Below are 23,457 nucleotides of genomic sequence, written 5' to 3'. Positions count from 1 at the left end.
TCTTGTCCGCCGAAAGCCTAAGGGTTCCTGAGGAAGGCTCGTCCACTCAGGGTAAGTCGGGACCTAACGCGAGGCCGAAAGGCGTAGTGGAAGGACAACAGGTTGAAATTCCTGTACCACCGTAAACCGTTATGAGCAATGGGGTGACACAGAAGGGCAGTGACGCAGGCTGATGGAATAGCCTGTCCAAGCAGTGAGGCAGAGTTGTAGGCAAATCCGCAACTCGTGTAAGCTAGGCTGTGATGGGGAGCGAAAATTGCAGTAGCGAAGGTCATGTACTCCGGCTGTCAAGAAAAGCCTCTAGCCAGGTGAAGGTGCCCGTACCGCAAACCGACACAGGTAGGCGAGCAGAGCATGCTAAGGCGCGCGGAAGAACTCTCGTTAAGGAACTCGGCAAAATGACCCCGTAACTTCGGGAGAAGGGGTGCCTCGGTAGGGTGAATAGCCCGAGGGGGCCGCAGTGAAAAGGCCCAAGCGACTGTTTAGCAAAAACACAGGTCTGTGCGAAGCCGTAAGGCGAAGTATACGGGCTGACGCCTGCCCGGTGCTGGAAGGTTAAGGGGAGCGGTTAGGAGCAATCCGAAGCTGTGAACCGAAGCCCCAGTAAACGGCGGCCGTAACTATAACGGTCCTAAGGTAGCGAAATTCCTTGTCAGGTAAATTCTGACCCGCACGAATGGCGTAACGACTTGGGCGCTGTCTCAACGAGAGATCCGGTGAAATTTTAATACCTGTGAAGATGCAGGTTACCCGCGACAAGACGGAAAGACCCCATGGAGCTTTACTGCAGCTTGATATTGGACTTTGGTACGATCTGTACAGGATAGGTGGGAGCCTGAGAAGCATGAGCGCCAGCTTGTGTGGAGGCGACGTTGGGATACCACCCTGATCGTATCGGAGTTCTAACCTGCTACCCTGAATCGGGTAGAGGGACCGTGTCAGGTGGGCAGTTTGACTGGGGCGGTCGCCTCCTAAAATGTAACGGAGGCGCCCAAAGGTTCCCTCAGAATGGTTGGAAATCATTCGTAGAGTGCAAAGGCATAAGGGAGCTTGACTGCGAGACCAACAAGTCGAGCAGGGACGAAAGTCGGGCTTAGTGATCCGGTGGTACCGAATGGAAGGGCCATCGCTCAACGGATAAAAGCTACCCTGGGGATAACAGGCTTATCTCCCCCAAGAGTCCACATCGACGGGGAGGTTTGGCACCTCGATGTCGGCTCATCGCATCCTGGGGCTGAAGTAGGTCCCAAGGGTTGGGCTGTTCGCCCATTAAAGCGGTACGCGAGCTGGGTTCAGAACGTCGTGAGACAGTTCGGTCCCTATCTGTCGCGGGCGCAGGAAATTTGAGAGGAGCTGTCCTTAGTACGAGAGGACCGGGATGGACGTACCGCTGGTGTACCAGTTGTTCCGCCAGGAGCACCGCTGGGTAGCCAAGTACGGACGGGATAAGCGCTGAAAGCATCTAAGCGTGAAGCCCCCCTCAAGATGAGATTTCCCAATTAGTAAGCCCCCTTGAAGACGACGAGGTTGATAGGTTCGGGGTGGAAGCACAGCAATGTGTGGAGCTGACGAATACTAATCGGTCGAGGGCTTATCCTAAAAGATACCCCACAAAGTGAAGCAAACGCTTCGGAGTTAAATCCGAGTACTTTGCGGGGGCCCCGGTGTGAAACCGGAAAACTTAAGGAATTCAAACTTTCGCATCCAGTTTTGAAGGCGCAAGCCATATACATAGGAAAGCCTGCCGATTATCGGCAGGCTTTTTTTGTTGTTTTTATAGTTTGTTATATGTAAACATTTGTATGGATTATCACCCACTATAACCTCAATAATATTGCGAATATATATGTAGTAATGAGTTGGTTGCCAATAATTATTATGAATTCTGAGAGTTATATTAGAACTAATTAGAAAATTCTATGAAAACCTTAAATTCAGGATAGTTATGGTAAACTCAGAAAACGCGAGTCTAAAGACAAGCAAGCATACATACTGGAGGGATCGCATACATGAAACGAAAGCTTGGCACACTCGTCTTATCGATGCTGATAGCATCTATCCTCTGCCTGCCTTTGGAGGCGTCAGCCGCATCGTTAAAAGTAGGCAGCAAAGGATCAGAGGTTAAGGATTTGCAAGAGAGACTTTATATGTTGGATTATTATAAAGGAAATATTACGAGTAGTTTTGGCGCTTCCACGAAGTCTGCCGTGGCGGCCTTTCAGAAGGGCGCGGGTCTGAAGCCCGACGGCGTTGCCGGCTCCATTACGCTGCACGCTCTGCACAAAGTAACGGTGGATCGTTCTGACCTATCCCGTATGGCTAGGGTTGTTAATGCGGAGGCAGGTGGCGAAAGCTACAAAGGCAAGATTGCCGTAGCGGCTGTTATTTTGAACCGGGCAAAAACAAGCGGTTTTCCTAGTACAATCCGAGGGGTAATTTTTGCACCAAGCGCCTTTAGCGTAGTTAGCAACGGACAGTTCTGGAAGATGCCGACAGTCAGCGCATTGGACGCTGCCAAGGATGCCGCAAAGCGGATTGATCCTACGCATGGAGCTTTGTATTTCTACAATCCCAAAATTACGAACTCCCAGTGGATGAAGTCACGCCCGGTAACCGTGAAGATCGGGAACCATGTCTTTACCAAGTAACGATTGAATAAAAGAAGCCTGCCTTTACGAAATCGTAAACGGCAGGCTTTCTTTTTAACCAAAGAAGGTTTTGTAGAGCAGGAAGACGTTAAGGACGATAATAACAGCTGCCACGAACCAAGCGAGTATTTTCATCCATAACGGGTTAACGAATTTGCCCATTTTCTTTTTGTCGCTGGTGAACTGAATGAGCGGAACGACGGCAAAGGACAATTGGAACGACAGAATTATCTGACTAAGAATCAAGAGCTGTGCCGTACCGCTTTCACCGGATATCGCGGTAACAATGACGGCCGGAATGATTGCAATTAGCCGTGTAACAAGACGGCGCAGCCAAGGCTTCATTCGGATGTTCAGGAAGCCCTCCATGACGATCTGACCGGCAAGTGTGCCTGTGAGCGTTGAATTCTGCCCGGAAGCCAGGAGCGCTACCCCAAACAGTATGGAACCAACTGCCGTACCAAGTAGTGGAGTCAGCAGGTCATACGCCTGGCTGATTTCGGCCACCTCGGTCATACCTGCTTTATGGAAGGTAGCTGCCGAGATAATCAAGATAGCCGCGTTAATAAATAAAGCAAAGAATAAGGCGATCGACGAATCCCATGTCGCATATTTAATGGCTTGCCGCTTGCCAAGCTCGGTCTGCTCGTAACGTCTGGTTTGCACGATGGACGAATGCAGATACAAGTTATGCGGCATGACGGTAGCGCCAAGGATACCGATAGCAATATACAGCATCATTGGGTTGGTGACAATATGGTGGCTTGGAATTAATCCGGCGAACAATGCAGGCGCATCCGGTTTCGCCAGAAAAATCTCGGTAATAAAGCAAGCGCCGATTGTAAAAATTAGAACAATAACAAGTCTTTCGATATACTTGAAGCCTTTATTCTGCAGAAGCAATACAATAAAGACGTCTAATACGGTTATTACTACCCCGTAAATCAGCGGTATGCCAAATAATAAATTAAGCGCAATCGCTGAGCCGATAACCTCGGCCAAATCGCAAGCTGCGATCGCCAGCTCGCATAGCAGCCATAACGTAAAGACAACCGGCTTGCTGTAGTGATCCCGGCAGGCTTGCGCAAGGTCTCTCCCTGTAACGATACCCAATTTCCCTGCCAATGCCTGCAGCAGGATGGCCATCAGGTTGGAGATCAGAATAACCGAGAGCAGCGTATAACCAAACATGGCGCCTCCGGCTATATCCGTTGCCCAGTTGCCCGGGTCCATGTAACCTACGGCTACCAGGTAGCCAGGTCCTGAAAAGGCCAATAACTTTTTCAACCAAGAGCCTTTGGTTGGTACGCGGAGCGAGCGGTGTACTTCTGGCAACGATGGCTGCGTACCTTGTGTTCGCCAAGCTTCATCTTGCGACTGCGTAACGGATGTCTCCATCATGAAAATCACCTCTTGTCTTTTCCTTAGCTAATATTGTTGCACTAGTGCAACTTTTCTGTCTAAAAAAACCACATACTTAGGAGTATGCAGGGCAGATTTTATTGTTTCTTAATTTTATTGTACTCGTGCAACTTTTTTTGTCAATGACAACTTTCGCGCCTGGAAGATGGAATTACCACAAAGTATGGATTTGTTCCGCTTTTGGTGAAGAGAAAATGCAAAGGGTCGTTCTTCTGAAAGAACAACCCTCTATTCCTTAGTCTTCATTATGATCGTCGCGATGTTCATGGTGCCCGTCGAAAGTATGCTGGACATTCTCCATAAATTCTTCGACGGCTTCGCTAACCATGTCGAGCGGACCGGAGTCCTCATGATCCTTGGGCGTATTGATTCCGGCTACCGTATTGGATGTTTCGTTATAGAACTCATCGTATTCATCATTATGCTTGTCGCGTCTGCTCATGAATCAACAACCTCCTCGGCTAACATTCCAAGTCTTAAGGTAGTTTACCCAATCTAAACGAAATGAATCAGGCCTTCCATGAGCCGGATAAAAATGATTACCCGATACTGTACATGCACACTTAGGCCTATGCCCACATACAATGTAGAACTGACGTATTAAGGAGCCGAAAGTTTCGTACGGAGTCTTTCCATTACAGCATGGGGGTGTACAGTATGGGGTTGTTTGCAGCTATAGCGCTATTCATTAAGCAGTTATCACTGCTTGTATCTTATGTGAAAAATAATGCTTTCCCGCAGCCGCTGCATGAAGAGGAAGAGATGAAGCATCTGCAATTGATGGCCGAAGGCAACGCACATTCGCGCAACTTACTTATTGAACATAACCTGCGTTTGGTCGCCCATATAGTAAAAAAATTCGATAACACCGGAGAAGATCTCGAGGATCTGATCTCGATCGGAACGATCGGATTGATTAAAGCGATCGAGAGCTTTCAGACTGGCAAAGGAACGAAGCTGGCGACATTCGCTGCTCGTTGTATTGAGAATGAGATACTTATGCATTTGCGTTCGCTGAAGAAAACGCGCAAGGACGTATCCTTGCATGACCCGATAGGTACGGACAAAGAGGGGAATGAGATTACGCTGATCGACATCCTCGGCACGGAAGCCGATGATGTCGTGGACCGGGTGCAGTTGAAGATTGAGAAAAGCAAGATCTACCGCAATCTCGATATTCTCGATGAACGGGAGCAGGAGGTGATCCGCGGCCGGTTCGGCCTGGATCATGGTGGGGATGAGCGTACACAGCGGGAAATCGCGAAGGAGCTGGGCATTAGCCGGAGTTATGTGTCGAGGATTGAGAAGAGGGCGCTTATGAAGCTGTATCATGAGTTTTATAAGGCGAAGAAGTGAAGGAAAATTAATAGTATCTTATAATAGCCCATAGAAGTTTTGTGGGCTTTTTTATTTATCTAATTGCTAAAGTGTGCTTGGTGGATCAAGTTTAACAGGCACGCCGCATGAAGAGATGGTAAAGACGGAACTCCAAATGGTTGTTTGCTTGTTCTTGGGAAAGGCACGATAAAGTTCACTCAGAGTCAGTCGCTGTTCTTCGTATACGTAATTTTTTTGACTATGCCAATCATGGCGATTCCTTCAGCCGCGAGTCTTTGAATGACTGGCATCTGAGTAAACCAGCTGTCCATCAGTACATAGTCCGCACGAAAACCCGCCTTTAGGGGCACTTTTAATCATGCCAAAAAGCAGCATCAGGCTTGCGCGTAAGCGCCTCGACACTTCTACTCCCTGACAGCGTTTCGTACTCGTTGTCGTTATCTTTGTTAGACATTGGAAGATGAGAGCATGACAAAATCAACCGGAGCAAAGCTGAAGCTGTCGGATCAACCAAGCATGACAAGGTGTATCCTTTGGTAAACTAGCCTGTTGTATGGTCGAACATTCGAGTAAGTAGTTATGCCTTCTTAATGCGTGTGCGTTGAAGAGTGAAGTCGTCCAAAATGAAACCTTTTACACGCTTGACAGACGTAAGCGCGGTAAACTGCTTCACGACCTTCAAACTGAGTGAATGAAGAAAGGCCCGCCATACAATATCTCTTTGCCTGGAAACGAGGTTCGGCAGCTGCTCACCTGCAGTCGAAACCAATTCTTACCTCTCAAAAACAAGCAAGAAAAGTAATTGAAAGACAGTGAGCCCAAAAAGACCAAGTGACTTGTGTATTTTCGCCTGACAAAGCAGATTAAAGATTCTTAAAGTATGAAAAACAGACGAAAAACGAGACTTTGGTCAGACAGCGAACGATGGTGGACCATAGATATTATACACCTTTCTTGTTTGCATGGTTGCTCGACACTTCCATGATACCAAACGAAGAAGGTGTTTATTATAAATTAGAAGAAAAAAGAGGTTCAATCCCTATAGCGCAAGGGATTAATGCTATTTATAGCTGCAAAAGTTGAGTATTTAATAAATGTGTACTACTAATTTTTACCTGCAAAAGGTATATTTATTATAGTACCTGAATCAGTGACGCTTAATGGAGCCTGACCTCAATGCACCGGAAACATAACCAAGCTATTACTCGACATGTGTTTTGCCTTCACGATGCGACACATTCACACCTGACTCCTTCTTTCTTTGTCCCAGAATTACCAAATGGAGAAACATCGAGATCCAGCGGCATATAAGTAGTGATTTATTAATCGCTCATTGTGACCTGAATATAATCGGTGCTTGAAAAAGCCCAAGTAATTTGTGGGTTCATCCAGCAAAAATGGATTTTCACAATCTGCCAGGCGCTGCTTAGCGCTGGCGCAAGGTGGGTGCAGAAGTCATTTTACGAATACCGAGCGCCTTCGGAAATAATTGGTCTCGACGGAAAAGCTCATTATGATTGAAATCGCTGTTACCTTGGTAGAGTAAACCGAGGTAGGCGCGAACATTATTTGAATGAGAAATAAGTGGCACTTTTACGTCATCGAAGACGGTATGATGGAGAAACTTATTAAGATTCGCGCGGTCCAGCATTTGTCCAACTATAATAAGAACCCCACGGGTAATCGTTCGAAGATTGTAGTGTGAATTTTCGAGTCACAAGAGCTCACCTCTCAGGTGATATAGTGAAAACAGCACAGAATGCTGTGTTTTCTTAATTTCACTCCTAGTGTAAATTCGAATTTATGGGATTTGATGAGGAAGTACCACGGATTCAGGTAACAGATAAGTTAGGTAGGAAGAGGGAGATTTGATTTGAGATTTAAGTTTTGAATTATAGACGGAGTAAGCTAATAGCTAGGTGATATTTTAGGGGTAACACTTCAGTGTTATTAATTATTAAAGAGAATTATTAAACTTGAAGTATGAATAGTAGGAGGTAAAAATGGACTCATTTAAACTAATGAACATAAAATCTTTTTCAAAAACTTCAGAAGTGGAATTAAAGAAAATTAATATTTTTGTAGGTAGAAACAGTTCAGGAAAAAGTAGTTTAATTAGATTTCCAGTAGTTTTGAGCCAGACTTTTCAAGAAGATATTGTTACACCTATTTTATTGTTCGGAAAATTGATTGATTATGGGAATTTTGATGATGTTATCTATAATCATGAGGGAGATAGTTTTGGGTTTGGCTTTAGTTTTTCAGTACAGGAAATTGTGACCATGAATACAATGCGTAGATCAATCATGTTTTTTGAAGGAATTAATAATCCAATTAAAGCTATTCGAAAGAATTTCAAGAGTGTTGATATTGAAGTCAAAGTTAAGACCATCAACAAGAAAATTATTGTCGACTCTTTTGATTTGAGAATTGACAAAATTAATGTGGCAACGATTGATCGTGATCCTAAAAAAAATAAATATGAGATTAAAATATACTATGTATTAAATCATGAAAATGCAACGCTTATAAAACTTGAGACCCCCGAATCAATTAATATTAATATTGCGTTTAATAAATTCATCCCAGATTTGAATCTATATAGCGATTCAATTGTAGAGATATACAAGCGAAGTCTTGAAACTATTAAGAGAGAAGATCAGCAACTTCACGATATTGTTCATACTCTGTTATCAAATCGCGATATTCCTTCTACAGTTAGATTAGAAAAAGACTATCCAAATATAACAATCTCGAAAAAACTAGGTAATCTTATTAATCATATGAACGAGTTAACTTCAACATTATTCTTTTTTAATGCAGTATTATATTCGCTAAATCATAATTTATCTTCTTTTTCTAGCCAAGTTACATATATAGGTCCATTCAGACAAGATCCTGAAAGAATATATAGAGATTCTGAGAATAGTTTCGATGATGTTGGTAAAAACGGAGAAAATACCAGTTTGCTATTAAGACAAGCCGATCAGCAAAAAAATCAGTTGCTAAAAAAAGTTTCTCAATGGTTTGAAGCTTCTATGGGATACTCAATAAATATCGACGAGATTGAGAATAGTAATCTATTTAAAGTTGTTGTGTCTTCAATTGAGGGGAAAAATAAAGATAATATTATTGATGTTGGGTATGGAATTGCTCAGGTATTACCAATAGTTACTCAAGTGTTCTTGGATTATAGTGCAAACGATGAATTTAGAAGAAAGGCTTTTAGACTTTCAAGAAAATCTGTTGTAATAATTGAACAGCCAGAGCTTCATCTGCATCCGGCTGCTCAAGCTAATCTTGCAAATCTTTTTGTTGAAAAAGTATTATCAGATTCTAATAGTAGAATGTTGATTGAAACTCATAGTGAGCATTTAATTAGAAGATTACAAGTTCTTATAGCGGATCCTGATATTGACATCGGTCCTGATGATGTTGCATTCTATTACATAGATAAAAATAAAGAAGATAATTCTTCTTATGTAAAAAAAATGGAGTTAAATAGTAAAGGACAATTCACTCAAGAATGGCCTTCTGGATTTTTCGACAAGGGATATGAACTTAGTAAAGAGTTGATGATAATGTCTAAAAAGAGGAGAAGTCAATGAAGTTAGAAGTCACTGTATGTCAATCAGTCATAGAACAGTGTTTTGAAGGTATTAATGATGTTTTTGGTAATAATATATTGCTAAATGAAATTAAAAGAAGAAGAATAGTTTTGCATGATGAATTAATCGACATATATGAAGAGTATTTTAGGGTAACTAGATCAGATTATTTTGATCTCTTTAGTACTTTTTTAAGTGCCATACTGAATAATGAAAAGTATAGTGAAATAATTGATGACTATGTTGATGAGCCAGTAGTTCACATGCTGTTTCCACATAGCAGAAAGGATAGGGTATTAGCTAATATATGTAATAATACTAGAGATAAGTTATTATTGAGTAATACTATCGAAGCATATCCGAAATCAGAGTTGGAAAAAAGATTAAATATTAAAACTTACAATGCTGCAGATATTATTGACATTAAAAAAAGCACAATTTTGAATTCGTATAAAATTCCAATTTTCAAACGTGTTGCTCGAGGCGGAAACAGTTCTAATCTTAGTAGCTGGTTAGGAAGATTTTTGCTTAATGAAGATGAGATTACTATAATTGATAACTATTTGTATGAGAACTCAGACAATTTTTATAATTATATACTGAATCATATCGACAATCAGGCTAATATAAAATTGATTACAAAACTAAATGGTCGAACTACTGAAAATGATTTGATTAACAAGTTTATGGCTCCTCCTTTTAATTCATGGAATATCACTGAGATTCTGGTAGTATCAGGGAAGAGAGAGCAACATGCAAGAAACATCGTAACTAACAACTACATAATAATGATAGATAAGGGGATGGCTGTGTTTGGGACCGGTACAGCAAATGTTACTGACCAAGCAGATATCTCAATCCACAATAAAGAAGATGTTCAAGATTACGTTTACCCGCGTAATATAAGAAAAATAGTTTAAAAAATACGTTACCATTGAAATATCAATTAGATTATCCTTCATCTGCTATCTGATAATGTTTCTAATCGGCTTTATTGTCTAAGGGTTATCTGATTATGATTAAGTAAGGATAACAAAGGAACGATATGAAGTACTTTTTCATTACTAGTTAGTCTTAGGTATTCCGTTTCTAATTGTTCTCTCCGGCATTCTAAAAATTGAATTACCTCAGGAATCGGTTTAAATTGATGGAGGAAGATGATCTTCATTAAATTTTAAAAAAGGATTTATGGTCTTATCGCTCCACAGCTTGTAGAGAAACCCACGTATTTTCATGAATACGTGGGTTTCTCATTTGTTTTTGGGGTTAGTCTTGAGTGAGTAGAGCATGCCTCAACCCGTTTTGCCCTTCTTTCCAGGTAGAGGGAGGGCTATCTTCTTCATAGTTTGCATCGCAGCTGTCATTAACGCTTGTTCCATTACGTTGTTCAACCACCGCAAATGGCAATAGCGAAACCGATGGAGCTGTTTGGCATCCGCGAAGGTTGTTGTCGTTACGATTTCCGTAGAGGGAATTGAAAATATTTTGTCTGAAGGCTTAGAAAACGCGATTCTATTGTTGCCTCCATAAAATAGCACAGTAAAGTTGCTAAACGTGCTGCTTTATTATGATGCTTCTACGCTTTATAGTAAACTAGCTGTAATTGGAGTATCACTACTATAAGGTGTGATTATTGCTGCGTTATTTCTGTTCATGTTTCTTAAACGAAAGCTGGATTCATCTCATTCTGGAACTTACATCGTTTCGTGTTCACAATGTCATAATACCGGGGAAGATTTAGAGGATTTGATCTCAATTGGTACCATCGGATTGATCAAGGCGATTGAGAGTTTTCAGACGGGAAAAGGAACAAAGTTGGCAACGTTTGCTGCCCGTTGTATTGAGTATGAAATACTTATGCACTTAAGATCTTTGAAGAAGACTCGCAAGGATGTTTCCTTGCATGATCCGATTGGTATGGACAAAGAGGGTAATGAGATCACCTTGATTGACATCCTCGGCACGGAAGCTGATGACGTTGTGGAACGCGTGCAGCTGAAGATCGAGAAAAGCAAGATCTACCGCAACCTCGATATTCTCGACGAGCGGGAGCAAGAAGTGATCCGCGGCCGGTTTGGCCTGGATCATGGCGGGGATGAGCGGACGCAGCGGGAGATTGCTAAGGAGCTGGGGATTAGTAGGAGTTATGTTTCGAGGATTGAGAAGAGGGCACTCAAGAAGCTTTATCATGAGTTTTATAAGGCGAAGCGGTGACCTTATTCTATTGAAGAAAAAGGACACCATCGAGATTATTGAACTGTAACCTCATTTGTGGACACGTAATAAGAAGAAGATATTAGGCTGAGAGAAGATGGCTCCTGTTTTTCAATATTCATCAGGAGTCATCTTTATTAGTGGTATCGCTCTGTATTGTATATAAGAATGTATTCGTCGACTCTTTGTCGTAGCTTTTGAATAGATTGACAATCTTTGTACTCCAGCTCATCCTTCATATGATCAATGAAGGGGGCATTATCTCAACAGTTCCCTTTGCGGGACATCGATTGTTTAAGCCCTGCTTTCTTCACTTTATCTTGGAAAACTGGATGGGTATAATGCATACCTTGATCAGAATGCAGAATGGCTTCTGGATGAATAGTATAATCCATACTCCGTAGAAGTTCTTCTAAAGTCTTTTCACAATTGTAAGTCCAAATGATGTAGAGAGGACATGAGCGGGTATTTGGTTCGTTGCTACGTCTTTAACACAGGAAAGATAAGCCCATTGTCCATAGCCTTATTTCATGTAAACAACACTTTACCGGGTTCTCCTTGGTTAAATTGCCGCTCTAATAAGTTTGGACATGTGAGGTACTCTTGGGTAGCCTTGGCCATCTTTCGATAGGGATTAACTTGTCTGCGCTTAGCGACCAAGTTGTAATTACGCATGAGTCTACGTATTTTTTGTGATTCATAATTACGGTATCTATGCGTTTTAAATGCATCTTGATTGTTAATGCCCCTGCCTTATTTTTTAGTGAAGAGAAGTGTATAAGGATTAGTTGACAGTTGGCTTCGTCTTCATCCTCACGTTTTTGCCGTACTGGTTCCGCTTTAATCCAAGCATAATATCCGCTGTGACTAACACCTGTATCGGCACATAAATAGGACGTTAAGCCCTTAGTTGATGCTTACGAGTGATAGCCTCAATGAGCTCAAATGTCTCTAACGGGGTTAGCGTTCGCGCTTCGCCTGCCTTTCGAGAGCATCGAGCTTTTTTGGGAATTCATACTCGGCTTCTAAGAGCTTGATCTTTGCCTTAGCACGTTTTAGTTCTTCTTCTGCGATTTGCTAACTAGATGAAGGTCTTCCTGTGCTTTCTTTGCCCCTACAATCCATACGCAATCCCTCCTCTCCATACATCTCATAAGTTTTTCTCCAACGGTTTAACCCTTTCTTTGGGTTTCAGCTCCGAAAATAGTGATGTCAAAATCCAGCTTCATGAAGTATCTGTAAAGGCGGATGACCATGTATGTATAACTTAATAGCTAGTACTTTAAACTCAGGATTGTATGTAATTGCTTTTTTAGATAGATAACAACATTAGGATTAGACTCTAACATTCTTATTTGCTTTGACGTGAAAAGATGTTTTGACATGATGTAGTTCTCTCATTCACTGTAGTATTTCTCATTAAAACACAAAAACCCGAAAGATAGACACTTTTTTAAGTGTCTATCTTTCGGGTTACAATTCAGCTGCTCGAGTTTTTTTATTGATTCAGCAGGCTATTTCACTTACGGTAGCAGTATCTACTATTTAAATTTGAATTGAAATAATATTCATTCTATCAGTGGCACAAATCGGTTGTACTCATAAGAAGGGGCTACAACTAAAAAACGTGTAGGAAAATATACCCAACCATAGTAAGATAGGTATGAAGTATACAATGAAATTACCCTTGGACGGTGAATTCCTGATGAATATCAGTTTGTTCTAATCAATACAAAATGAATTAAGGGGATGAATATATATGGTGAGAATAAATATTCACAGAAAAAAGTCAGGGGAGATTTGTGGGATTGAAGTATCGGGACATAGCGGTTATGCAAGTGCTGGGAATGATATTGTTTGCGCCGGCGTGTCTTCCTTGGTATTCACAGCGCTCAATAGTTTAATTGAGTTAGGTCAATATACGGACGAGGAACTCGCTGTAGATATTCAAAAGGGTTATACGAGTTTTCATATACCGGAAAAATCGATTGAAGAACAAACATACATAGCGAGTATTATTCGCGAAACGACCCGTATCGGGTTTGAGCAAATTTCGGAGAGTTATCCTAAAAACGTATTCTCGGAAATGGTTAATTTGAAGAAACATGAACACAATATGGCAAACGTTGTGCAAGAAGAACAAGATTATGTGTCACGGGTGAACTATGCGCGGCGCATTGATTTTTAATACGAAAATGGAGTGATTTCACCTGTGTCGGATTTTTCTAGAACATGCGCCAATTTGATGAGAGCCCGATTTCCTTTTTTATATGTCGCTACCTGGGAAGAAGAAAGAGTCGTCGAGTCCTTGCTTTCAATTGCAAACAACCGGGACTTAATCAAAACACAGCGTACTGTTTACTCTTGGAGCCAGACAGAGGGACTGGTTCAGCTTGATTCTGTTTCTGATAAACATAAAGCGTTGCCCAATTCCCACTCCCCACTTCAAGCCTTGGAATATATTGAGGGGTATGGGGATGCGGCTATTTTTGTTTTAAAGGATTTTCATGCCTATTTCGGTGTTAATAATAGAGCCGCAGATATGAATATCATAAGAAAACTAAGAGATTTAGTTCCGAGCTTAAAGAAGAGTCCGCGTCCCAAAAATGTGGTATTTCTTTCTCCAACTATTTGTCTGCCGCATGAACTGCAAAAGGATATTACAATCGTTGATTTCCCATTGCCGACCTTCGAGGAGGTCAGACAGTTGTTGGATGAAATGATACATGCGAATGGAGAACTTGGGCGCATTGCCATCAATTTGGACTCCGTAGGAGTCGAAAAACTATCGAAGGCCGCACTCGGACTGACTTTACAGGAGGCGGAAAATGCATTCGCCAGAGCTATGGTTGAAAACGGGCGGTTGGATGTCGGTGATGTAGAAATCGTATTAAATGAGAAGCACCAGATCGTCAAGAAAACTGGAATCTTAGAGTTTGTAAAAAGTGATATCAATTTGGACGACGTAGGCGGATTAGAAAATTTAAAAAAGTGGCTGTTGAAACGAAATGAATCATGGTTGGACTCGGCTAAACGATACAACCTGCCAGCACCTAAAGGTGTGCTGATTACTGGGGTTCCTGGGTGTGGGAAGAGTCTTATTGCTAAGGCGATTTCGGCTATGTGGCAATTACCGCTACTGCGTCTTGATTTAGGGAAAATCTTTAGTGGAATTGTAGGCAGCAGCGAAGAAAATATGCGGAATGCTATAGCTACTGCCGAGGCGATTTCACCTTCTATACTATGGATTGATGAGATTGAAAAGGGTATTTCTACTAATGGCGCAGGGGATAGTGGAACTTCAAACCGGATTTTTGGATCCTTCCTGACGTGGATGCAGGAAAAAATAAATCCTGTGTTTGTCGTCGCAACAGCCAACAATATTCATAGTCTTCCACCGGAGCTATTGCGTAAAGGGAGATTCGACGAGATCTTTTTCGTTGACCTGCCTACGAATCAAGAAAGACGGCAGATATTTTCATTACATTTGGAAAAGCGACTGATCAATAAAGAGATACTAGGGGACTTTTTTATTTCCAATGATGTGCTTGATAGATTTGCTGACCTTACCGAAGGGTTCGTCGGAGCAGAAATTGAGCAAACTGTAATTGCCAGCTTGTTTGAAGCCTTTTCTGAGAAACGCTGCATTAAAGAAAGTGACTTTTTGAGAATTATTGAAAATACCGTTCCTCTATCGGTTACCCAATCCGAGCAGATTAATGCCATTAGACAATGGGCAGATGTAAGAGCGATCTCGGCAACTGGTAAAGAAGACCGACGAGAGTATTTAATAAAGGAATCGGCTAAAGGTCAGATCGGAACACATGAGTTCTCTAATAAAGAGGGAATGGACTTCAAGACGACCAGGGGAGGACGTACAGTTGATTTTTAGTAGGTTTTTGTCTATCTTGTTGAACACTTAGTCACAAGTTAGCGATTTAAATCTCTGTTCAAAAATTAACAGAGCACCCGCGTGGAAAATATCAAAACGAAGGTGATACTTACAGTGAATCATCACGAACAAGAGACAAATGAAGATCAAGTATATATCGGTGCAAGGGCTCTCAGGGATCAAATTGGCCTCATTCTTCCCACTTATGAGTTGCTTCTGGAGCAAATCGAACAGATGCGGTCGATAAGCCGATCCCAACGCCAAGGAGAAACGAACAATACGATCGGGATATTAGGTGAGCGCGGAACGGGCAAGACCTCTGCTATATATACAATTAGGGAAGAACTAGCTAAGAATGATGGCGTTAATATAATGCTTCCGATTATCGAACCGGATAATTTCGGGGATAATACAAAGATATTAGGGTCCATTGTCGGATTGCTGAAGGATGTCGTAGAACAGCAACTTGAGGCGATTAAGGACTGTCCTAATCAAAACGACTTCCCGGATTATTTCAACAATTGCATCTTAAAAGATCATAACCCCCTCCGGCAAAAAATAAATGAGCTCATTGAATATCATCTCTATACGGAAAGCGAATACCGTACACTATTAATTCATAATTATGACGACCTGGCGACGCACATCAAGAAATCGTCCCGGCTACTGGTACCGGATATTCATTTTAAGCAAAAGCTAAGGGCGCTGATTGATGAGATTGTAAAGGGACAACTATCATTGTACAAGCAAACAGATCCCGTTATGATCTTTATCTTTATCGATGATATCGATTTAAAGACTACGAAATGCCGCGAGTTGATTGATTCTATCCTTCAATATGCGAATCATCCGAATGTCGTGACAATACTATCTGGCGATTACGAAACATTGACGGAATCTTTATTACAAGCGTTACTGAAAGAGGATGGATTGCAGCATTTGATTGATCTGGAGCCTGGGCCTAAGCTTGAGCTGAATGTTACAGAGTTGCATAATTCTAAGCTAGAGTTAAATGTTAAGGAATTACATCAAACCGCAATGCAGATTTCCAAACCACTATCTATAGTAGATCGTAAGAGGCTATTGTCGTATGAGTACATTAAGAAGGTCATTCCACCTGCAAGACGGCACCAAATGGTGAATTGGACAATCGATACGATACCGAATTTCGCCTTTGGAAAGAGAACTCTGGCGAATCAGCTGGAGGAGTTGCTTGGCGAAGGAAATATTTTTTCCTACAATGAAAACGATGTGCTTATTCCAATTCGCAACAGCTACCAAATTTTCGATGAACGTCCGCGTGGACTGGTAAATGTGTATTATTATATTTATCAGATAAATCTGCTGAAATCGCAAGATAGCTTTAACCAGTTAACAGAAGAGGAAAAACAGAAGAAGCTGTTTCCTGTCGTCAAATCGTTGTTAGAAACAATAATAACGTCTTCAACGAAACTCGCCCTGCAGCAACGTAAATTTCTGGAGGAATGTTTGCGGTGGGGAAGCGCCGCAGACAACACTTTTATTAATTATAGCCACATTCCAAGCAATATCCAAAGCGATAATCAACTTTGTTTCCTTGTAATATGCGAATTGTTAAAGCAACAACTTCATGGAATTGGCTTTGATCAGGAGCATTACAACAACGCGAAAAGAAGCATATTAATGATGTTAAGTATTCATAAGGATGACCGAACCAGCGTTGATAAGATAAGGGAATTCACAATAGATTCATCTTATTGGACATATAGATTGTACAGGGTCGTTGCGGGAATCGTAAGAAATACGGATTTAAGAACGGGCCTACTGTTGTTGGAATTGCTGTCTAAGTCGGAATTCAAAACATATTATTATGCACATTACTTAGATGATAACCGTGATGCGAAGGACCAATTTGTATTTAACTCAATCAATAAGCTTCTGCAATTATCTACTCATACTAATCTTTTAAAAGACTTAGTGCATCGATTGCATGACAACCAAGATAAGATGTTAAGCGACACGTTTGCATTCTTGCGTGATATAAGTACTACTACGTCGGAGTATTCGTTAACCGAGAAAATTTTCTGGCCTATTTTAAAGGGATTCGATAAGAACGAGAATGATGATGACAAAAAAAGGCAATTATTCGTCAATACGTTTGCTTATATTATGAAACAGGAAGAAAACAATGAGCCAGTTGGATTAGTCGATCTAAGGGAAGATTATAACGGATCTCACACAAAGTACTACAGGCAGATTCGCTTCATAAAAGGCCTAGTTTCGAATTTATCAGAAGGTAAGGCATTGGATGAACGAGCAATCCGAAATATAAATAAGATTATAGACGCATTAGGCGGGGAACTTTACCGTCAGACCACTGGAAATCTAAATGTAAAACTTCAAACTTCAAAGAAGTTTATTTCGGCATGGAATGAATTCCTTAACGGACCCGACGGTGAAGATGAAAATTCGAGATATGCGAGAGCAAAGACTGAAGTGAAGAATATTTATAAACAAGGGATAGTTCAATTTTATCAATATACAGTTATTTACCAAAAAATTAGAAAGCTCGCAGATAACAATAAAATTCGGTATGGGAAGCAAGAGGCCAATAATCTATTGGCTGCACTGAAACAAGAGGTTCGGTTCAATACGGAGCTATTCGAGCAAGGGCAAAGCCAACTATTCTATCAAGTTGGTTACTACATACAGCACACGTCTAAGGCGAGGGCGGATGCCGATTACGAGCGGATCAAAGAAACCATGAAACAGCGACTCGATAGTGCATATGAAGAGGCTAAGAAAGAGCTGGTACATGATCTGGAGCAGATAGGGTTAACATTACAGGATGAAGAAATGAATGAACCGGGAGACAGTAATGATTGATAAAATCTACTTGATGCTTCATGTCGCAATGTTTCCTTTCAAAGACTTGAATTTCTATGGGCAGAAGCCGTTGGCTATTGTAGCGGAAGACATGCAGGATGTCGAGAATAGTGTATCTAAAGCTTGGATGAAGAGAAAAAACCGAGAGAAGCTGTTAAGGTCATTCCACAATAATATATTGCGCAACTGCCGACCGAACAGTTTGGACGAGGTTAACTTGATGATGGATAAGTTTTATCCGTTTCTATGGAAGCGAGTACCGTCTCAATCCGGCTCGCTCCATGGCCTGTTTCTGCATTACTTCTGTATTCTAGAGGAGTTTACGAAAGCAATGTTGTCGCATCGCGACGGAGAGATCGTCTTCAAATATTGGCGGAACGAGCGAAATGGAGACAGGAACAAATATAACGACTTTTGGGACGAATACGGCGAGCTTGATAAAGTGCATTTTTTTAGCGCTATTAGTAGGCTGATTCCTATGGATTTGTTGGTAGCAGTCTACTACTCTATCAATAAAATTGAAAACCCTTTGCAATTAAACGGCTTTTATCATCATGTCAATTTGGCAGATGCTCCACTGCATGACGTGTTGCAGAGAGGAGTGGCAGAGAACCATATTCATGCGTCCGCCGCGTTCAACTTTACAACGTTGTGGCAGAAAGTTATGAATGGTCAAATGGAGGGGGAGTATTATAGCAAATTTATAGTCAGCCATTACGCGACATCTGATCAGGTTCAGGAGTATATCACAACAGCAAAAATCATGAGAATTGTCATGGCGCAATTTTTACATGAGAACCCTGACGAAACACTTGGCAATTGGCTACATGTCAAGATGAAGGAGGATTCTACAAGAATAACGTTGTACCAGTCCATTTTGTTCCGTCAAGATGGCACCTTCCTTGAGCTGTCCCAGTTGAAGGAAATAGAGGAAAAGGTCAAAATCGCATTCGGTATAGATGATGGTGATCGGGATCACGATATCATTTTTTCTATCCTAAAGAAATACAAGCATATTAAGACGTTCGGGGAAAATCTTTTGCTACATTTCGCAATGAAGTATAAACGCGACTATGAGGCTTCAAATGGGGAACCATTTCAGCAGTTTTTTGATGTTTTTTTTAAGTATATTGCTATTAAGAATGAGTTTTATCAACAAATAACACAATCCAGTACTATTAAAGGACTGGATTTCTTTAAACCATACTTTGACCGGGCTACGAAAGGGTTCAAAAAGAGCAGTGAGCAATATTATAAAACCCTCCTGCGCACTTTGTTTCAAAACCAGTATCTTCGTAAAGTGGAGTTGCGGCTCGGTATTTTGGATACAGAAAAAAGCAATAAAAATACATTAAGAACGATATTGTCTGCCTATAGAAAAATATTGGATGAGGATTACGGAGTAAAGGAAAACCCAAATGCGAATTTCCCTCGTATTGGGATCATCTATCATTTTTTTAAGCAGACCGATGATATCGAGAAGTGTTGGTGTGCTTTCGATGAGCAGAAAGATACAACGTACGGCAAGCTCCATTATGGAGCTGTTCAATTTAAGTATATGAATCAAATTAAAATAATCCTAAATTTGCGTAAAAGATTTCCTTATCTAGCTAATTTTATTGTAGGCATTGATGCTGCAAGCCTGGAAAACAATACGCCTGTTCAAGTATTTGCGCCTGTATTCGAGCAAGCAAGGAACAGCGATGAGGATTCGATTCTTATTTTAGACCGGAATGGAAAATTGGCCAAAAATCAGAGTTTGTTTTTCACGTTTCATGCAGGAGAAGATTTCCGGCATATTAATTCAGGGCTCCGACGGATCGATGAGGTGATCGATCATTGCAAGCTTCATGCAGGCGATCGGATCGGCCATGGCATTGCACTGGGAGTCAATATTCAGGAATGGGTACGACGTAACAAAGTCGTTATCATTCCGCGGGGAGAATATTTGGATAATTTGTTATGGATATGGAGCGTATATAGCCAGACATCTAATATCAATCCAAGAACGCATATTTACTTGGAGCAAAAAATTTACTCTGTTGCTAGCAAAATTTTTCAAAGTTCTAAGGGGCTTACGGTTCCACTATTATATGAGGTTTACCGGAGACGCTTTAAGCCGATTAAAATCGACGGCAAACAGCAGCAATGCATGATGAATTCCGATTGGATATGCGGTGACACGGAACGTCGTTCCGCGATGATATGGGATAGCGACCGTTTGTTGTTTGCTTATCATTGCAAAAGCTATTTAGAACGTATGATGGAACCGGTGTATGTCAACAGTACGAACATCGAGGAAGAAATGAGTATCGATATGCAACGATATTTGATCGGTAAAGTCGCAACAAATGGTATAGTCGTCGAAGTGAATCCGAGCTCCAATGATGCCATTGGGGAGATGGAGTCACTGTACAATAATCAATTTTTTAATATTCAGTCTCCTGACCAAAATCAATTGTCGAATATCATCATTAATATCAATTCGGATGATCCAATGGTCTTTAACACAAACGTTAGCAATGAAATTTCGTATTTATACTACGGTATGTTGGATCGGGGTATCGGGAAGGAAGCCGCGCTCCTATGGATTGAGAAGTTAAGGAAATCGGGAATGGACACCTCGTTTATCCGGGGAAACATCGATAATTATGAGTTTTTAAAAGCATTAGATTCTTTGCTGGAAGTATTCGATGATCCCACGTATTCCTTAGGTTAGTTACCCAAAAATCTATCACATGCCCAGTATATTGGAAGTTTTTAACTAAAGATATTTTATGTCATCGTTATAATGATTTGATTTTAGAAAGTTTCAAGTTCATCCTCCTATAACTATAGAACCCATAAGGGCTGAAATTATTACGCTAACGGGCAGCTTTACATTTTTGGAAGAACAAATAGAGGTAGTTTTTGTGAAATCTAATTGAGGAGAATCTTAGCATGAACTATTTTAACTCTTTAGTACGATGTGATAATGGACTCACATTTATAGACCGTACCTCCTCTAATTTACTAACATATTTTAATGGTCGGCTATCTTATGATAATGTAACATTTTATTCAACTACTCCTTCATCAACTCTCACTGAAATAATTACAAATACCTCACGTAAATTGATTATTCCCTCTGATCAACCCATCTTAGTAATTGATGAGGATCTTAACCTATTAAGAAGGAAACCTAAACAGGGGGATACCATACTTAGATTAAGACAAGAAACTATTGGGTGCAAATCCCATATTAATCTTCCGAAATTATCGGAGAAAAAGCAAAAACAGAAATATGATTTTATAGATGAAATTCCCTTGGATAGCCATTTTGGGTACTTAAATGGGGTTTATATTGGTGATGGTTGGGTATCAGATACTGAAGTTAAACATGCGATTTGTTTGGCTAGCGAAGATAGCGTTATCCCTAGTAAAGTTAAAGAAATAATAGACAGGTATTTAAAAAAGGAGAAATTACATATTTCATGTGTTCCAAATGTTCATGAATATGAAGGCAAGGAATCTTATTCAGAAAAACATACTTGGCACTCTGATCAGTTTGCACGTTATTTGAAAGATAATATTGGAACAGGACAAGGGGCAATTAATAAAAGATTGCCTTATTATTGGACGGAAACATCTGATTCTTATCGATGGGGTCTCTTGGCAGGTCTTATTGATACTGATGGATCGATCATGAAAAATTACCAAAAAGAACAGATTGGAGTTAACTACACAACAATTTCAGAAGAATTGGCGAATAATATTATTAGATTAGCAGGTTCTTTGAATTTAACCGCGACAATTACTTATTCAAAGACTCCTAAAGGAAAAGATTGTTATTACATAACATTTACCCAAGAGAGTCTATTGAAAATGAAAGGAAAATTACCTTTAATCAAGAAATGGGAGGCACTAAAAGAATTTATTCCGAAAGAAACTCATGATCGGAATAAATATACACCAAAGCTTTCGGATAGTCGATTAAGTGAATTAAGAGCAGTAATTGGTTCTCCAAGATTGAAATCAAGAAAGGGAACCCCATTATTTAGAACAACTACAGAAGAACAGATTATTAGGGATAAGAGGTCTTTGTATCAGATTTTATACAGAGTTAAGCATGATAATTCGGCAATAACAAAAAATACTGCGAGGAGTATTTTAAACCTTGGATTAGATATTATGAATGATCCCTTCTGGAGAAAGTGGGAGGAACTAAGTACAACAGATCTATATGATTGGGAACTTATTACTAAAATAATACCATATGAAAGTCCCGTACCTTTGAATGTATACAAAGCTGATTTAGAGGAAGCGCAAGCGCTAGTTGATTCCAATGGAATTATTTATTAACAAAATATATGTATTATCTGTGCTGGGATGAGACGGTATTTAATTAGGTGTTACCGTCTTATCTTGTTTTCTATTCACATTGTTTAACGACACTTTAGCATACAGAGAAAGTCTTCGAGACATGTAACACGATGAAAGGCAGTACCAATAATTAAAGCCGATTTTCCAAGCGTATGCCTCGGGAGTTGCTCCGCCAGGACCTCCGAATATACGATCGAGTTTCTATGAATGTGTTCCATTGTCCGCGGTCCAATAATTGGAGCTGTCACAGCAGGATTGGAAAGTATCCAAGCTATTGTTACATACGATGGCTTTTCACCTTTATTCGTTACATAAGCTTGTAAAGGCTTTGCATATTCTTTGTCCGTACCAATCGGGTCATGCAAAGATACATCCTTGCGTGTTTTCTTAAGTGAACGCAAGTGCCAATCTACATATCATCATACAATTACATCGCTTCGTGTTCACAATGTCAAAAAATTCGATAACACCGGAGAAGATCTCGAGGATCTGATCTCGATCGGAACGATCGGACTGATTAAAGCGATCGAGAGCTTTCAGACTGGCAAAGGAACGAAGCTGGCGACATTCGCTGCTCGTTGTATTGAGAATGAGATACTTATGCATTTGCGTTCGCTGAAGAAAACGCGCAAGGACGTATCCTTGCATGACCCGATAGGTACGGACAAAGAGGGAAATGAGATTACGCTGATCGACATCCTCGGCACGGAAGCCGATGATGTCGTGGATCGGGTACAGCTAAAAATTGAGAAAAGCAAGATCTACCGCAATCTCGATATCCTCGACGAGCGGGAGCAGGAAGTGATCCGTGGCCGGTTTGGCCTGGATCATGGTGGGGATGAGCGTACACAGCGGGAAATCGCGAAGGAGCTTGGGATCAGCCGTAGCTATGTGTCGAGGATTGAGAAGAGGGCGCTTATGAAGCTGTATCATGAGTTTTATAAGGCGAAGAAGTGAATCGGAGTATTGTTGAGCTTTGAAAATAGGCAGGGAATAATTCCGCTATTCTAACGGAACATAATGATCTTTATTTTAAGCCATCTTCTCAATGGGGGATGGCTTTTTGTTTATATGGTATTTTCCCCTGCTGGGAGAGTACGGGAAGGTG

At 40.9% G+C, this 23,457-nt stretch carries 13 protein-coding genes, 1 rRNA gene and 3 pseudogenes (1 of these 17 running past the window's edge); 12 read left to right on the top strand and 5 right to left on the bottom strand.

Annotation, left to right across the window (positions count from 1 at the left end; translation table 11 throughout):
* Window positions 1-1,599 (top strand): 23S ribosomal RNA (locus tag ACR9FF_RS21130); it begins 1,334 nt to the left of the window's first position.
* Between the two features lie 410 nt (window positions 1,600-2,009).
* Complete coding sequence (locus ACR9FF_RS21125) at window positions 2,010-2,648, top strand: cell wall hydrolase (protein ID WP_435164480.1); 639 nt, start codon at window positions 2,010-2,012, stop codon at window positions 2,646-2,648.
* A 54-nt stretch (window positions 2,649-2,702) separates the two neighbouring features.
* Here the strand turns inward: ACR9FF_RS21125 and ACR9FF_RS21120 are convergent, their stop codons facing one another.
* Both ACR9FF_RS21120 and ACR9FF_RS21115 read right to left on the bottom strand, forming a co-directional pair.
* The gene (locus ACR9FF_RS21120; protein ID WP_201002264.1) at window positions 2,703-4,049 is read right to left on the bottom strand and encodes an Nramp family divalent metal transporter; all 1,347 of its coding nucleotides are present in this window, start codon (window positions 4,047-4,049) and stop codon (window positions 2,703-2,705) included.
* Window positions 4,050-4,305: 256 nt separating this feature from the next.
* Window positions 4,306-4,512, bottom strand: a complete 207-nt coding sequence (locus ACR9FF_RS21115) for a hypothetical protein (RefSeq protein WP_127499276.1) — start codon at window positions 4,510-4,512, stop codon at window positions 4,306-4,308.
* 215 nt (window positions 4,513-4,727) lie between these two features.
* Here ACR9FF_RS21115 and sigK (ACR9FF_RS21110) point away from each other — a divergent pair, with 215 nt between their 5' ends.
* The 3 genes from sigK (ACR9FF_RS21110) (at window position 4,728) to ACR9FF_RS21100 (ending at window position 9,936) form a co-directional block, all read left to right on the top strand.
* A complete protein-coding gene (gene sigK / locus ACR9FF_RS21110) occupies window positions 4,728-5,426 on the top strand; it encodes an RNA polymerase sporulation sigma factor SigK (protein ID WP_015845870.1) in 699 nt (232 codons plus the stop codon).
* A 1,985-nt stretch (window positions 5,427-7,411) separates the two neighbouring features.
* Window positions 7,412-9,016: a DUF3696 domain-containing protein gene (locus ACR9FF_RS21105; RefSeq protein ID WP_435164477.1), complete on the top strand. Its 1,605-nt coding sequence runs from the start codon at window positions 7,412-7,414 to the stop codon at window positions 9,014-9,016.
* On the top strand, window positions 9,013-9,936 hold the full coding sequence (locus ACR9FF_RS21100) for a hypothetical protein (protein WP_435164475.1): 924 nt from the start codon (window positions 9,013-9,015) through the stop codon (window positions 9,934-9,936). The genes ACR9FF_RS21105 and ACR9FF_RS21100 overlap by 4 nt, the downstream gene beginning before the upstream one ends.
* A 372-nt stretch (window positions 9,937-10,308) precedes the next feature.
* Here ACR9FF_RS21100 and ACR9FF_RS21095 read toward each other — a convergent pair.
* Window positions 10,309-10,461 (bottom strand): annotated as a pseudogene (locus ACR9FF_RS21095) (IS5/IS1182 family transposase); the annotation flags it as partial.
* A 277-nt stretch (window positions 10,462-10,738) separates the two neighbouring features.
* Between ACR9FF_RS21095 and sigK (ACR9FF_RS21090) the strand changes: the two are divergent.
* A pseudogene (gene sigK / locus ACR9FF_RS21090) lies at window positions 10,739-11,230 on the top strand (RNA polymerase sporulation sigma factor SigK); the annotation flags it as partial.
* Between the two features lie 137 nt (window positions 11,231-11,367).
* Here sigK (ACR9FF_RS21090) and ACR9FF_RS21085 read toward each other — a convergent pair.
* Window positions 11,368-11,469 (bottom strand): IS3 family transposase, encoded by a 102-nt coding sequence (locus tag ACR9FF_RS21085; protein ID WP_435164473.1) that lies wholly within the window; start codon window positions 11,467-11,469, stop codon window positions 11,368-11,370.
* Between the two features lie 1,520 nt (window positions 11,470-12,989).
* Here ACR9FF_RS21085 and ACR9FF_RS21080 point away from each other — a divergent pair.
* The 5 genes from ACR9FF_RS21080 (at window position 12,990) to ACR9FF_RS21060 (ending at window position 22,328) form a co-directional block, all read left to right on the top strand.
* Window positions 12,990-13,418 (top strand): ribosomal-processing cysteine protease Prp, encoded by a 429-nt coding sequence (locus tag ACR9FF_RS21080; RefSeq protein ID WP_435164471.1) that lies wholly within the window; start codon window positions 12,990-12,992, stop codon window positions 13,416-13,418.
* Between the two features lie 24 nt (window positions 13,419-13,442).
* The gene (locus tag ACR9FF_RS21075; protein WP_435164469.1) at window positions 13,443-15,122 is read left to right on the top strand and encodes an AAA family ATPase; all 1,680 of its coding nucleotides are present in this window, start codon (window positions 13,443-13,445) and stop codon (window positions 15,120-15,122) included.
* Between the two features lie 114 nt (window positions 15,123-15,236).
* Complete coding sequence (locus tag ACR9FF_RS21070) at window positions 15,237-17,987, top strand: hypothetical protein (protein WP_435164467.1); 2,751 nt, start codon at window positions 15,237-15,239, stop codon at window positions 17,985-17,987.
* The gene (locus tag ACR9FF_RS21065) at window positions 17,962-20,706 is read left to right on the top strand and encodes a hypothetical protein (protein ID WP_435164465.1); all 2,745 of its coding nucleotides are present in this window, start codon (window positions 17,962-17,964) and stop codon (window positions 20,704-20,706) included. The genes ACR9FF_RS21070 and ACR9FF_RS21065 overlap by 26 nt, the downstream gene beginning before the upstream one ends.
* Before the next feature lie 221 nt (window positions 20,707-20,927).
* Complete coding sequence (locus tag ACR9FF_RS21060) at window positions 20,928-22,328, top strand: LAGLIDADG family homing endonuclease (protein ID WP_435164463.1); 1,401 nt, start codon at window positions 20,928-20,930, stop codon at window positions 22,326-22,328.
* A 165-nt stretch (window positions 22,329-22,493) separates the two neighbouring features.
* Here the strand turns inward: ACR9FF_RS21060 and ACR9FF_RS21055 are convergent.
* Window positions 22,494-22,648 (bottom strand): annotated as a pseudogene (locus ACR9FF_RS21055) (aldo/keto reductase); the annotation flags it as partial.
* 76 nt (window positions 22,649-22,724) lie between these two features.
* Here ACR9FF_RS21055 and sigK (ACR9FF_RS21050) point away from each other — a divergent pair.
* On the top strand, window positions 22,725-23,306 hold the full coding sequence (sigK, locus tag ACR9FF_RS21050) for an RNA polymerase sporulation sigma factor SigK (RefSeq protein ID WP_435164461.1): 582 nt from the start codon (window positions 22,725-22,727) through the stop codon (window positions 23,304-23,306).
* Window positions 23,307-23,457 lie beyond the last annotated feature (151 nt).

The organism is Paenibacillus glycanilyticus, from assembly GCF_051200795.1.
Classification (GTDB): Bacteria; Bacillota; Bacilli; order Paenibacillales; family Paenibacillaceae; genus Pristimantibacillus; species Pristimantibacillus glycanilyticus.
The sequence above is the reverse complement of the archived record's forward strand: the minus strand, read 5'-3'. Positions and strand labels throughout refer to the sequence as shown.

Coding starts and splice junctions, on each gene's coding strand:
- ACR9FF_RS21125 (WP_435164480.1), top strand. CDS start 2,010: ATGAAACGAAAGCTTGGCACACTCGTCTTATCGATGCTGATAGCATCT.
- ACR9FF_RS21120 (WP_201002264.1), bottom strand. CDS start 4,049: ATGATGGAGACATCCGTTACGCAGTCGCAAGATGAAGCTTGGCGAACA.
- ACR9FF_RS21115 (WP_127499276.1), bottom strand. CDS start 4,512: ATGAGCAGACGCGACAAGCATAATGATGAATACGATGAGTTCTATAAC.
- sigK (WP_015845870.1), top strand. CDS start 4,728: ATGGGGTTGTTTGCAGCTATAGCGCTATTCATTAAGCAGTTATCACTG.
- ACR9FF_RS21105 (WP_435164477.1), top strand. CDS start 7,412: ATGGACTCATTTAAACTAATGAACATAAAATCTTTTTCAAAAACTTCA.
- ACR9FF_RS21100 (WP_435164475.1), top strand. CDS start 9,013: ATGAAGTTAGAAGTCACTGTATGTCAATCAGTCATAGAACAGTGTTTT.
- ACR9FF_RS21085 (WP_435164473.1), bottom strand. CDS start 11,469: ATGAAGGATGAGCTGGAGTACAAAGATTGTCAATCTATTCAAAAGCTA.
- ACR9FF_RS21080 (WP_435164471.1), top strand. CDS start 12,990: ATGGTGAGAATAAATATTCACAGAAAAAAGTCAGGGGAGATTTGTGGG.
- ACR9FF_RS21065 (WP_435164465.1), top strand. CDS start 17,962: ATGAACCGGGAGACAGTAATGATTGATAAAATCTACTTGATGCTTCAT.
- ACR9FF_RS21060 (WP_435164463.1), top strand. CDS start 20,928: ATGAACTATTTTAACTCTTTAGTACGATGTGATAATGGACTCACATTT.